We start from the raw sequence: 13,073 nt of genomic DNA, 5'->3' as shown, positions 1-13,073 counted from the left end.
CGGCCCTATACCGTGGTGATCGTTACGGTAGCCGGCCCATCCCTTCAAACGCAGGCCATCACACCAGCAACGGTTTGCCAGGGGGGGACGCTGACAGTGCCCTTCGCCACGACAGGTAGCTTTGGCGGCAACAACACCTTTACGGTTGAGTTGTCTGATCCAGCCGGAAATTTTGTCAATCCGTTCATGATAGGCAGCGGTACCGCCAGCCCGATTCTGGCCACCATCCCGGCCGGAACCGTTCCCTCGACGAGCTACCGGGTGCGGGTGTTGAGCAGCAACCCGCTGGCCGAAGGCGAAGTCAGTCCGACGATCGTAACGGTAACGCCCCCGCCTTCGGTGACCGCCAGCAGCAACAGCCCCAACGGGGAAACAGCGCTGGGTGACACCCTGAGGCTTTTTGCAACAGCCAGTTCGGTGGGAGGCACCTCCTACGCCTGGAGCGGGCCCAACGGCTTTACCAGTAACCAGCAGAACCCCGTTATACCCAGCAGTACAACGGCGCACAATGGTACGTACACGGTGACGCTGACGGCACCCGGTGGCTGTACGGCTACCGCTCAGACGAGCGTGACGTTGGGGGCCGATACCAACCAGGTACAGCGTACGATCCGGATAAAAGCGGTGGACAGCACCCCTACGGAGACGGACTTGTTGCCGCGGATGAATGGGGGCTTTGGCACACTGAATTTATCCGTAGAAGAACTCGACGGGTTAGACCTGACGGGCTACAGCTACCTTTGGACAGAACCCACCGGAACGCCGGCCGCAAGCACCAGTGCCACCACTACGCCAACGCTGACGGCGGGACGTATTGGAGAATATAAAGTAACGCTGACCAAGGGACGGTCCGACGGGTCGGTCGATACGCTTGTGGCCTACACCACCCTGCGCGCTAAACCCTGTCGTCAGGTAGCTCATACCTACCAGTGTGGTAACGGTCCCGCTGCTCCCATCATCGATGAGGGTAGTCTAGGGCTGAGCAACCTGGCACCCGGTGACACCATCCGTACCGGTGACTTCGACGTGATTGTAACCGAGGTACAGAGCGGTGGTAACGGTATCTGGACCGGTATCGGCTATACAGAGATACCGTATCTGAAGGGGCAGCGTATAGCCGTCGAGTTCACCGGAGCCAGTGTCAATGAGTGTTATGAATTTACGGGGCAGTCGGGTAAAATACAATCAGCCTATGATCCGAGTTGGGGCGGGATTACGGACATCGATGCGGCAATCGCACAAATTCAGGATAAGGCTACTCACCTGATCGGTTTATATGCAGTCTATACCGGAACAGTTGGCCAGAAAGATACCATCCGTACGGTTAATGCTGAACTGTGTGCTGCTATTGCGTCGAATACTCAACTTAGCCCAACGGAGAAGGATAGACTCCTGGCCAAGTGTCAGGCGTATCAGGCGAATGCCGAAACGTTTCTGGCTTGTTCAACTACCGCTTCCGGCGGTCGGCTTTCGGCGCGGGTAGCTGCGGGTACTTGTTCAATTACCGCTGAGCAATTGGCCAGCCAACTCGATAGCCTGCAACAGGCGGCCAACACCAATGCTACCACAACGAGCCCCAAACCGAAGCCGAATGCTTATGTGTCTGCTGAGAACCTGCTACTCAAATCCATGACCTTTCTGGCGGTGGGTACCAAATCGGTAGTGCTCTTACCTGTAAACACCAAACTCGACATCCGCCTTGTCGATCAGGATGTATTCAGCAGAAACCCGGACCGGATCTTCTCTTTCCAGGTAGCTGCCAAAAAATACTACGGTGATCCCATTAAAAGTGGTTTAGCTACGACGCGGTACATTGCTGAGGGGGATAATAGTCTGTATAAGCTAACGCCCGTTACAGCCGCTTTACCCGAAGTGTTCACGACGACCAGATCAACCCCCAGGGAGGTTGCAGGGTAACGGTTTTCAAGACCAAACTAACGGCCGATGGTGAGATTGATGGGCCAAAGGAGTCGGTTTGGGAGGGCAAGGGTGACTGTGGCCAGACCGATAAGTTTCTGGCCCGTTACGGCGAAGGGCTCAAGGGCGTGCTGGCGGCTAATGGACAGCAGGCTGACATATACCTGTACAACTGCGATAAAACGGACCGGTACGTTCATGTTACGGCGACCAGCAGCCAGACCTTGACCGGTTCGGCGCTGAGCACCCGGGTGGGTTCGGCAAATGTGCTGGTACGGGCTTGTTGGAATAGCTCGATGGAAGCCTGGCAATCGGTAAAGACGGATTTCCGAGTGGCTCCGATCGTCAACGATGATTTGGCCGCCAAGGGGGTAAGCGCTGGCATGGTTAACGATGCCTTTGAGCGTAAAGCCAACCAGTTGCTGCGGCAGCGCAGCAAGGAGAACTCCCCCGACGAGGGTAGCAATACCGATTATAACAGCGAACTGAGCAGTACGCAGGAAGGAAAGTTTCAGTATAAAGATGCCAACCTGTTTGCCTTCATCGTGGGACTAAAAGACCTGAGCGGCAAGCTGATCGAGCTGGCGAAAGTGCCTGCACCGATGTGGAATCCGGCCAACGCGGATTTTCAGAAATCGGTGGTAAATGTACCGGCCGTGCTGGCAGGTGGTATGGATCAAACATTGGAAGAACTGACCGATGGGCTACAGTTTGTGAACTTGGCTTTAGACATTGCTGCTGAGCCAGCGAAAGCTAAACAGATTTGGGATGGCATCAGAAGTATTCGGCCTTCACTGGTGGCTAACATCATTAAAGAACATGCGGCTATTTATGCCCAACCTTCCCCAAGTGTAAAGCCCTATTATCAGGCCGGGCGTGACGGAGTGACCATCGCCACCATGTGGAAGGGGCTAGTCTCGCTGGTAGGTAAAGCGGCAACGGGAGTCACTGAAGCCGGGGTAACGGTTGCTGCTTTACTAGCTGGCGGCTCAGATGAGTTGGTCGCAATGCTACTGCGACTACAAAAGAAGTTTAAAGCTTTGAATAGAGGGGGGCTATTCGATCAGTTCAAAAAAGATTTTGAAAGCAAGCCTGATTTGGTTCAACAGTTTGATACAGAGATATTGGACATTAGGGCGTATGATGCATTAGCAACCAGTAGCTACCGCACAAGGGCAACTTACCTGCAATTTTTCGGTAACCAAACGGTTCGGGACAATCTAAAGCGAGTTAAAAGTGATGAACGAATTGATTTCAAAAACCTGACTTTTGAACACGTAACAGCGATTTATCACTATACGACTCCAGCATTTAGAGAACTGAATGCTGCTATTCGAAATCCCGCCATAATGACTGATTACCTACGTTCGTTTCAAACCGTTCTAAATGAAGCTGTTAATAAACTGCCGAAGCGTATTGGTACGACATTTCGTGGTACATCGCTACCAGAAGAGGTAATCAAACAATACGAAGATGCATTTAAAAGCGGTACCCTCAACATTGAAAAGGCATTTACTTCTACCAGCGTAGACCTGAGAGTTGCTCAGCAGTTTGCTGATCGAGCGGTAAAAGAGGGTGAGACACGTGTTATATTTCGAATAAATGGGCGAACGGGTGTTGATATAAACAGAATGTCAGCCGCTGACAAATTTCAGGAGGCAGAAGTGCTTTTCAAAAGTAATTCACAATTTAAAGTGACTGACTTCCGAACCGATACCGATACAGTTGGAAAGTTATATATTATTGAACTAACTGAATGAACCATGAGCGTGAACTACGAGCAAAAACCGAACGAGGATTTTGGCAGCTATATGAGGAGAATTTTGAAAGAAGCTCGGGATGATTATAACCAGATGTCCCCCGAAGACCAGCAGCTTTTAGATGAAGCGGCTAGGAGACTTGGTGAACGCGTGCATTCCGAAATTATGGCATCGTTTTCCAACGTACCGGATGATACCACTGTTGAGCAAGCCCAACAGGATGTTTCAGAGACCTCTGAAATTCAGTCGGCAGACCATCCGCCTGATGTAGACTCTGACAATTGATATAATAATATTTGAAAAGTTAGAAGCCTCAGAAGAATTTCGCGACCCTATGAAACGCCTATCCCGCAAAGCTAAAATTGACCAATCTTACTGTCAATCTTGAAGATGCAACGATTAAAAACTGGTTGAACATACATAAGTAGGCGCGCGAGGATTATGCGTACTTAAAATCCTAGAATACCACTGATTTTGACGACAAAATGAAAGCCACTGCCAAACAAATACGTGACCAAAGCGAGCAGATTGCTGAACGTGTCGCAGATAATTATTTGAAGTTCAGCTTCGGGCCACGAAGGTACCTACTCTTGATTTGGGTGGCGTGGGTGACTTTGACAGAGTTTATAAGACAAGCACAGGGGAGTGGTATATTGTCGAGTCTAAAGGAGGTAGCAGTCCACTTAAGGGAAGAAGAGGGGCTAATGGCACATATCCACAACAGGGTACAGAAGAGTACATTCGTAGTATAGTTGCTAACTTGCAAGTCAAGTTATATCCACCAACACTCGATTTAGTACAATTGATTGATGCTCTTGATTCAGGCAAATTAACTTCCTAGGTGTTACGTCAAGACTTTGACCTTGCCGGAAACTTAAAACCAACTCAGTTAGCAACTAAAGTTATCCCGAAACGCTGAAGAGAACTATGAAAGTAGACAATGGAAGTCATGTACCAAGTTCTTGGTTGAAAGTTCCCGGGAAAAAGGAAGAGATGTTCTCCTACTACAAAAATACCCACCTAGATTGGTCAATTAATAAATTGAAGAGTCTTAGAGATGAATTTCCTGAATACAGTCTATCAGGTGTTGTTGAGCAATTATCCAATTTTTTTAGACTGTTTTGGCTATATAATGGCAAAGAAGAAACCAACAGCTTCTTATATTATCTGAATCAACTCCGGCAAGCCTGGTTTCGATATACCATGAACGATGGCAAACCCGTCACTCTGACGTTGGTTGATCGCCAGATTAAGGTAACAGGAAAGTTTAATAATTACCGCATTAGTTCTTCAGAGGTAACTGAAGGCATTCAGATTGCTCTACTCCTGCGGGATAGAGAGGGCCTAGACTTCTATGCCCAGATTCCTGTCAGCTTTACCGAGCAGGCTAATCAGGAGGATCTACTGGTTGAGACCACAATGGCGTTTTACCAACTCATTGCCAAGGGGAACGATTCGCCTAAAGAAGCACAGGCTGCGTTTTATGCGCTCAAAGAATTGTTCGAATGGGATACCTACAACCGATACGTCACCAAAGAGGGCTTCAATCAGGAGTGGGTGTGGAGAATCATCTTCGAAGACCGCAAAGAGTACGCCGAATACGTGTCCCTACCAGTGATTAACATCTACTATCAGATTTGGGAAAACAACCAGTTGGGGTTTGAGGATGCCGTCCGGCTGGCATTAGAGAAGTGGAAGGTGTACTACACCAAAGTTTGGGTTGACGAAAACCAGGAAGAACAAGATCGTAGTTTGTGGGGGCAGGGGTATCTGTCATTGCCTATCGCGGCTGCCTGCGCCTTTGGTTATGACCGAGGGTTGCGGTTAAAAAACCTCGAGTCGTCTTACATTCCGCAATGGCTGATTGAAGGTAATTTTTCCAGAATTAATCTGCTTCTGCAGGATACTTGAGTCACTCGCTGAGTAAGTAATGCTACACCTATTTTAATCTTATCGTGAAATGATTCTTATTTATGGTACTTAACCCGTTGTCAAACATCTGTTACCTCGGCTACTAATCGGTGGCCCGATTCTAGCCGGAATTTGGTAGAACAGTGAGTCGCCCTTCTCGTGAACAGAGTTAGCAATCTAAGAACTTAAAAGCTCAATTTCTCCTTGTGAACCTCGCCTAATAGCCCATTTCCTGACTCAATTCAACCGCCCAAAACTGGGTGGCTACCCTACCTGTTGCTTGTACTATTGTATGAACCCTATCTGTACCCCGTTTTCTACCCTGTGCCGCACCCTCTGGCTGTGGGTGGTTGCCTTGTCGGTAGCCGTGGCCAAGCCATCCGCGGGTGAGGAGTTGCCCACCCCATCGGCGCGCCCCACCTGGGGCAGCGGCCCGACCAGTCTGGCACCGGCCCTGCTCACCAGCATTCTCGAAACCAAGGCCCGGCAGGCCGCCCGCACCGCCTACCTGCAGGCTGAAGCCCTGGCCTACGGAGCCACCGTCAGCGCAGCCGCCCAGGCCGAACGCGATACGGCCGCCGGCTTGTTCAGCTTTCTCGACAGCCGCAACAACTACGTCGAAAGCTTGCAGGTACAAGACCTGACGGTCTTGCCCGTAGGCATGAAGAAATCACTCGCCGATGGCAATGGTTCGCTGGAACTGGGCATCCTAAAAGCCACCTTCCTGCACGACCGGGCGCTGCTGACGGTGTTTGTCCGGCTCCGGATTCCCTCCCCCGATCCCAATTCCAGCATCAAGGAGCGGGAACTGTTTTTCGGGGCCGACAACGTAGTCTTCTCCCGCGACGGCGGCCTGAAAGAAGACTTTCAACTGGTGCTGCTGGGTGATTTTATCCAACCCCTGGGCAACATGACCCTCCGCTTCAAGGGTGGTCTGAGCCGCTTCCAGACACCGGATATCGCTAAGCAGACCTACGCCACCGTTAGTTGCGAGACACTAGCCGGGTTAGGCATTGCCGCCGACGTGATTTTCCCCCGCTCCATGCTGGTGCCGATCGATCAAGAAAACGGGGCCGTTTTGCCGGGCTGGGTGCTGCCGTCTGCAAATCCGGCCATGACTACTTCAGATCTTCATTCGTAATCGTCAGGGTGTAGCTAACGGAGTAGCAGCCAAAATCCGGATCGGTAGCGTTCTTTTTCTGCTTTATCCAGCCGGTGTTGCTCACTGGATTCTGGCTGTAGGTCACGGCCTGCCCACCGTTGCGTTGACCGGACAGAGTTAGCGATGAGAACGTATCGGTCGGCTTGGGGATGTAGCCAAACATGGCGTCTTCCGCAATCTTGACCGTTCCCCGGCTTTGAACACGGTACGTCGAGTCGGTCTTGCTACCCAGTTGACGTGTGGTCACGAACCGAACGGACAGGGGGGAGTCGCTCTGATTAGCAATGTAATACGTACTTTGGCCGACGCACTCCGATATAGGTTGCTTCTTAAATAAATCCAGATCGCCCTGGCAGCCTAAAAGAAAAAGTAGAAGGAACGGATAGGTAAACAGCCTTTTCATAACTTGTCTGGTCAATTACGTATAGTCTACTGACCCTGCTTGTCTTGACTTCGTTGTAAGTAACCGTAAAAATATGCCCTCCCGCCGATCGTTTCTACAAGCTGCTGCGCTGGCTCCGTTCCTGTCGTTTACCCGTATTGAATCTGTTGTCCTGAAGCCACCCCGGCTTAAGCCCGGCGACACCGTTGGGCTGGTGTGTCCGGCTGCACCGGCCTACAGCCGCGAATCGGTGCAGATCACCATCGAATCCTTGCAGGCGCTGGGCCTGAAAACGAAGCTTAGTCCGCATTTCTACGACCGCTACGGCTACCTCGCCGGACGCGACGCCGACCGGGCGGCTGACATCAACGCCATGTTCGCCGATACGTCGGTCAGTATGATCATGGCGATGCACGGCGGCTGGGGTTGCGCCCGGCTTCTGCCCCTGCTCAACTACGACCTGATCCGCCGGAATCCAAAAATCCTGATCGGCTACAGCGACATCACGGCCCTGTTACTGGGCATCAACGCCAAAACCGGACTGATTACCATGCATGGTCCGGAAGGGGCAGCCACCTGGAATGCCTATACTGTGGACTGGTTCAAACGTGTGCTGATGGCGGGCGAAGCCGTTACGTTCCGTAACCCCGTTAAAAAAGAAGACACGCTGAGTCAGACGAAAGACCGCGTAACGACCCTGAAATCGGGAAAGGCCCGCGGACGACTCATCGGCGGCAACCTGACCGTATTGAGCCACCTGATCGGGTCTTCCTACCTGCCTGATTGGACCGGCAAGATTCTGTTTGTGGAAGATGTGGGCGAAGACGTGTATCGCATGGATCGGATGCTGACGCAACTCCGGCTGGCGGGCATACTGGATCAGATCGCTGGGTTTGTGTTCGGGAAATGCACCAAATGCGAACCCGGTAGTGGCGGCTACGGCTCGCTCACCCTGGAAGACGTACTGATTGAACAGTTTGGGTCGCTGGCGGTGCCGGCGTATGCGGGAGCGATGATTGGGCACCTGGCCGACAAGTTTACCGTGCCGGTGGGTGTTGACGCAGAGATCGACGCTGATGCCGGAACGATTCAATTGCTCGAAAGTGCGGTTCGATGATGGTCAGATAATAGATTTTGAGTAGGAACAGCGCCCGACGGCTTTTCTGGTAGTTTTACGAGAATACTCAGTTCAGTACACTCAACTCACATAAACGTATGTTACCCGACATTTCTCGTCCTCACTACCATAAGTTTTCGCACTCGCTGCTATCGCTGGCGATCATTGCAGCGGCCATTTACCTGGGTCAGGATATCCTGGTGCCGCTCGCCATGGCAGGGTTAATTGCGGTGTTGCTGCGTCCGGTCGAGCAGCGACTCACCCGGCTCGGTATGCACAAAGTAATCGCTATCAGTCTGTCATTACTGCTGGCCATTGTTTTGCTGGCTGGCCTGACGGTGGTGCTTTCGATGCAATTCTCGGACTTCACTGATGACCTGCCCAAGCTCCGCGATAACCTGAATAATGTGTATAATCAGGCCCGGCGGTGGGTCCGCAGTGAGTATAACGTGAGCTACCGGGATCAGGAAAAATACCTTAAACAGGCACAGAGCGAAACCCTCGGCAATCTTCAGGCAACGGATACCATTGGCGTAGTGGCCGGTCCGCTGGGAACGCTGACCCTGCTACCCATCTACGTGTTTCTGCTCATGTATTACCGGCCTATGTTGCTGCTGTTCGTCGTGACGCTTTTCCCGGACAAACACATGGTGCGGGTTCGTGAAGTGCTGTTTGAGATCAAAGCCGTAGTGCAGAGCTACATGGTGGGTTTGCTGATTGAAACGGTGCTGGTTGCCGTGTTGAATTCCGTAGGGCTATTACTGCTCGGCGTACAGTACGCCGTGCTGCTGGGCGTGATCGGGGCAATCCTGAACCTGATCCCGTACATAGGAGGATTGGTTGCAACGGCCCTGACGGTGCTGGTTTCGTTCGGTAATCAGCCCGATCTGACCATGTCGGTGGGGATTGTGGGCATCTACCTGCTGGTGCAGTTCATTGATAACAACGTACTGGTCCCGCTGGTGGTTGCCTCGAAAGTACGGGTCAACGCCCTCGTATCGATCGTTGGTGTGTTGATCGGTGGGGCGTTGGCGGGAGTGTCAGGCATGTTTCTGTCCATTCCGGCCATTGCCATCCTGAAGGTCATCTTCGACCGGGTCGAAAGCCTGCAGCCGTGGGGTATTCTGCTTGGCGACCAGACTCCCGAAGAAGCCGGTCGAAATCTGTTCCGGTTGCCGCCCCGCCGGCGTAAGCGGTTGATTGTTGAAAATGGGCACCCGGAAGGCCAGGTGCCGTCATGATCGTAGGTTAGCTGTACAGCTTTTTGATTACCTCCTGCTGCGTCCGGACAAAATGCTGGCGCTCGGCGGGCTGGCTCAGCAACGTACTGGGGGGATAAACGCTGTTCTTCGTATAACTTTCGGCGTATAACTCAAACCGTTGACGGGCCATCAGGTTACCCGGAGCCGGACGCTGGCGGAATTCGCGGAGAGCTGCGAGGTCAATGTCGGCATTGGCTACCAGGCTCTCGCCGTAACCTGCCTCGGCCAGCACCATGCCCTTGGGATCGATTACCTTCGAGCCGCTATCGGCTGAGTTTCCCGGGAGCGTAATACCGGTAACGCCAGCCGTGTTGGCCGACACTACGTACGCCATATTCTCGATGGCCCGGGCCTGTTTGGCTATGTTTTTCTGAGTCAGCAGCGGACTACCCGTCTCTGAGGTAGAATGTAGCAGCACCTCGGCTCCACGGATGGTCAGGCAGCGGGCAAGTTCGGGGAACAGAATGTCTTCAGAGGCTATGCAGGCCAGATTACCGATGTTCGTTCTGGCGACGGGAAAAAGCGACTCATACCCGTACGCATCGAGGTATAGTTCCCACACATCATGCGGGGTAGGGCTGTACATGGAATTGAGCCGACGGTAGCGCAACAGCATATCGCCGTTGGGACCAATAATGAAACTGGTCTGGAAATACAGCTCCGGGAAATACGGATCGATTTCGTAGGCGTTTCCGGCAAAGTAGATTTGCTGGCGCTGGACCATGGCGCTGATGGCTTCGTATACGCGCCCATCCATTTCCAGGGCTGCTTTTTCGCGCCAGACGTCCACGCTTTCATCAATCGGAAAGCCCGTTAAAAAGTGTTCGGGAACCACGACCAGGAGGGTATCGCGGCCAACGTAGCTGATAGAAGCCGCAATTTGCTGCTCAATTCGATCCAGGCTGGACAACATCAGCGCTTCGGCTTCGTCGCGTGTTTGACAATGATTAACAGACCGACAGGTGAGCTGGAGGGCAAGGGCTTTGTAAGACATTCGGGGTTTGATAAGTGAACGTGGGTTTCTTTGTCAAATTGGGCCGCCAAATGTAACAACAGATGAAGGCGAACTACAAACGTTCAGACGACGAAGCTCCGGTTTGGTTTCATTAAGATTTTTTTTACGCTTCACGGTAACGGACGGGTTGATGATTGGGTTCTTGATACGGCAAGTATCACTTCGGTTGTATGTTTGTCCCGTAAACACTCAGACTATTTTTACGCATGAAAGTTGACGTACTGGCTATTGGTGCCCACCCCGACGATATTGAAATGACCTGTTCCGGAACGATACTGTCGTTGGTGGCTCAGGGTAAAACAGTAGCCGGAGTTGATCTGACCCGTGGAGAACTTGGTACCCGGGGCACGCCCGAGATTCGTTTGCAGGAGTCCGCCGAGGGAAGCCGGCTGATGAAGCTGGTAGCCCGCGAAAACATGGGGTTCCGCGACGGCTTCTTCCGCAACGATGAGGAACATCAGATGGCACTCATTGCCGTGATCCGGCATTTTCAGCCAACCATTGTCCTGACGAATACCCCCGATGACCGCCATCCTGACCACGGTCGGGCGGCTCAGTTGGTGAACGACGCCTGCTTTTATTCGGGGCTGCGGCAGATTAAAACCGTCGGTAAGGATGGACGGGCTCAAGATGCATGGCGCCCGAATTATGTGTATAATTTTATCCAGGACCGATTCCTGCAGCCGGATTTTGTGGTTGACATAACGCCTTATTGGGAAGGTAAAATGGCCGCTATTATGGCCTATAAAAGCCAGTTTTATAATCCCGAAAGCACCGAGCCGGAGAGTTACATTTCCAGCAAAGTGTTCTTCGATTTCTTACGCGCCCGGTCCGAAGATCACGGCCACATGATTGGCGTTCAGTACGGCGAGGGCTTTATCAGTAAGCGAATGATTGGCGTAACGGATCTGTTCGCCCTGTGCTGAACAGACGTTGGTGTAAACGAGTCTATAATATACGGGTTTGTCAATCAGGCAGTGGTCATTGCCTGATTGACAAACCCGTTGTTCCGTTAGAATGAGTCGTAATCGTAAGCGCCCATGTCGGGGGGAGCTACCGTGATCGGCTGATTGGCCAGGTCCATAGCTGGGCAACGAGTGGCGTCTGCCGCATTCCGACCGGGTGAGCCGGCCGTGAGCATATATGCCGGGCGGCCTGGGTCGGTGCTGCCGATAAACAGCGGCTGGGCCTGTAGACCGTCGCGGTCGAGCCCTTTGCTTTGAAGCTGGGCCAGCGTAGTGCTGGTCAGGTCTTTGCCGTTATTGGCGCCTTTAATCAAGTTACGGTTGTTACCGGCGGGCTTGAAGTACAGGTTATTATTGCTGACAAAGCTCTGCGCATTGACCTGATACAAATTGATGATCGGATTAGTGCTGCTCTTGCCCAGGTAAATATTATTGACCAGTTCGATATTACCCGAACTGGCTTCCAGCGAGATAAGGGGCCGGGTTGTGCCCCCTTCGATGAAGGTGTTGTTGTTAATTTTCACATCGGCACCCCGCAGGTAAATGGCGGTTCCCAGGGGGTTATCGAACAGATTGTTTTCAATCACTACGTTCCGGCAGGTACTGCCGCTGGCTGGCAGCAACTGGATGCCGATGCCGTAGAGGTTGTTGCTGCCGGAACGAATAAATTTATTGCGCCGGATCGTGATGTTCGACATCTCGTACAAATCCACAATGGTTTTGGTAGCCCCATCGAATTCACAATCCTCAATCAACAGTGATTTGAAACCTTTCAACTGGCAGACGTTATCAACGCCAGCGAGGTTCTGCGGACTCTGATCGAGCGATGTTTTCAGCCGCCGGAGTACTACGTTCCCTACGTCATCAGGAGCCTGTCCGAAGCGAGGACCACCATAGCGAATACCTTCCATCTGAACATCTTCGAGGGTGATGTCCTCGCACTGGACCGTAGCGCGCATCGCTACGTACCCCCCGGTGAACCGAACGTTTTTCAATAGATTCTGGCCCTTAATCGTGAAAAAACGGACGCCGGCCGTATTGCCGGATGTCAGGCTATAATTCGTGATAACCAGATTTTCGAGGGTGATATTCCGGATGTTGGCCGGACTGGTACCGTTGAATACTACGGCAGACTCGGACTGTCCGGCGTCAAGCACTGCCTGCCCGTCAACGCCCCGTAGCGCCAGCGAAAAGCTGCCCATGTTTTTGCTGCGAAGCGTAACGGATTTAGTAATGAACGTACCACTGAGTTGCAGTTCATAACTCTGTGTGAAAGTGGCCGGCAATTCATTAAAGGCGGTCTGTAGATCAGTGTAGGTTTTACCGGTCTGTACATTCAGAATGGTACCGGTACTGGCGGTACGTAGGTTAGCTTCGCTTTTAGGCTGAATATCAGTCGAAAGCTGAAGGGCTGACTGGGAACAGCCATACAGAACACCCGACGCGACCGCAAGCCACGCCAGTTGACGAAATGAAAAATGCATGAATACGTAGATATAGTGGGTTAACACAATCGAATTGTGGGCCTAAACTAACATAAGTATTCATGACGATAAAGTAATATAATTTAATAAAAATAAGA

The 13,073-nt window shown here is 52.1% G+C and carries 12 protein-coding genes; 8 read left to right on the top strand and 4 right to left on the bottom strand.

Features of this window, described 5'->3' with window-relative positions; translation table 11 throughout:
* Positions 1-12 precede the first annotated feature (12 nt).
* Positions 13-1,917: an immunoglobulin domain-containing protein gene (locus BN8_RS17545; RefSeq protein ID WP_040006212.1), complete on the top strand. Its 1,905-nt coding sequence runs from the start codon at positions 13-15 to the stop codon at positions 1,915-1,917.
* A gap of 17 nt (positions 1,918-1,934) precedes the next feature.
* On the opposite strand, the gene BN8_RS32935 is transcribed toward BN8_RS17545, so the two are convergent.
* Positions 1,935-2,228: a hypothetical protein gene (locus BN8_RS32935; RefSeq protein ID WP_144051763.1), complete on the bottom strand. Its 294-nt coding sequence runs from the start codon at positions 2,226-2,228 to the stop codon at positions 1,935-1,937.
* Between BN8_RS32935 and BN8_RS17540 the strand changes: the two genes are divergently transcribed.
* The 4 genes from BN8_RS17540 to BN8_RS17520 all read left to right on the top strand — a co-directional run bounded on the left by BN8_RS17540 (position 2,214) and on the right by BN8_RS17520 (position 6,729).
* Complete coding sequence (locus BN8_RS17540) at positions 2,214-3,677, top strand: ADP-ribosyltransferase domain-containing protein (protein ID WP_144051762.1); 1,464 nt, start codon at positions 2,214-2,216, stop codon at positions 3,675-3,677. The genes BN8_RS32935 and BN8_RS17540 overlap by 15 nt on opposite strands.
* 3 nt (positions 3,678-3,680) lie before the next feature.
* On the top strand, positions 3,681-3,962 hold the full coding sequence (locus BN8_RS17535; protein WP_040006211.1) for a hypothetical protein: 282 nt from the start codon (positions 3,681-3,683) through the stop codon (positions 3,960-3,962).
* A gap of 918 nt (positions 3,963-4,880) precedes the next feature.
* Entirely contained in the window at positions 4,881-5,588 is a 708-nt protein-coding gene (locus BN8_RS17525; protein ID WP_192579072.1) for an Imm49 family immunity protein, read from the top strand.
* 292 nt (positions 5,589-5,880) lie between these two features.
* Positions 5,881-6,729 carry a hypothetical protein gene (locus BN8_RS17520; protein WP_009283250.1) on the top strand — a complete coding sequence of 283 codons (849 nt, stop codon included), beginning with the start codon at positions 5,881-5,883 and terminating at the stop codon, positions 6,727-6,729.
* Here BN8_RS17520 and BN8_RS17515 read toward each other — a convergent pair.
* Entirely contained in the window at positions 6,707-7,153 is a 447-nt protein-coding gene (locus tag BN8_RS17515; RefSeq protein ID WP_009283249.1) for a hypothetical protein, read from the bottom strand. The two genes, BN8_RS17520 and BN8_RS17515, sit on opposite strands and share 23 nt — an antisense overlap.
* Positions 7,154-7,226: 73 nt before the next feature.
* Between BN8_RS17515 and BN8_RS17510 the strand changes: the two genes are divergently transcribed.
* Together BN8_RS17510 and BN8_RS17505 are read left to right on the top strand one after the other, a co-directional pair.
* Entirely contained in the window at positions 7,227-8,249 is a 1,023-nt protein-coding gene (locus BN8_RS17510) for a S66 peptidase family protein (protein WP_009283248.1), read from the top strand.
* 98 nt (positions 8,250-8,347) lie between these two features.
* Entirely contained in the window at positions 8,348-9,490 is a 1,143-nt protein-coding gene (locus BN8_RS17505) for an AI-2E family transporter (protein ID WP_009283247.1), read from the top strand.
* 7 nt (positions 9,491-9,497) lie between these two features.
* Here BN8_RS17505 and BN8_RS17500 read toward each other — a convergent pair whose 3' ends face one another.
* Positions 9,498-10,505 carry a nitrilase-related carbon-nitrogen hydrolase gene (locus BN8_RS17500; RefSeq protein WP_009283246.1) on the bottom strand — a complete coding sequence of 336 codons (1,008 nt, stop codon included), beginning with the start codon at positions 10,503-10,505 and terminating at the stop codon, positions 9,498-9,500.
* A 227-nt stretch (positions 10,506-10,732) separates the two neighbouring features.
* Between BN8_RS17500 and bshB1 the strand changes: the two genes are divergently transcribed.
* Positions 10,733-11,452 carry a bacillithiol biosynthesis deacetylase BshB1 gene (bshB1, locus tag BN8_RS17495; protein ID WP_009283245.1) on the top strand — a complete coding sequence of 240 codons (720 nt, stop codon included), beginning with the start codon at positions 10,733-10,735 and terminating at the stop codon, positions 11,450-11,452.
* Between the two features lie 86 nt (positions 11,453-11,538).
* Here bshB1 and BN8_RS17490 read toward each other — a convergent pair whose 3' ends face one another.
* Positions 11,539-12,975 (bottom strand): right-handed parallel beta-helix repeat-containing protein, encoded by a 1,437-nt coding sequence (locus tag BN8_RS17490; RefSeq protein WP_009283244.1) that lies wholly within the window; start codon positions 12,973-12,975, stop codon positions 11,539-11,541.
* Positions 12,976-13,073: the final 98 nt, after the last annotated feature.

The organism is Fibrisoma limi BUZ 3 (genome assembly GCF_000296815.2).
Taxonomy (GTDB): domain Bacteria; phylum Bacteroidota; class Bacteroidia; order Cytophagales; family Spirosomataceae; genus Fibrisoma; species Fibrisoma limi.
The sequence above is the reverse complement of the archived record's forward strand: the minus strand, read 5'-3'. Positions and strand labels throughout refer to the sequence as shown.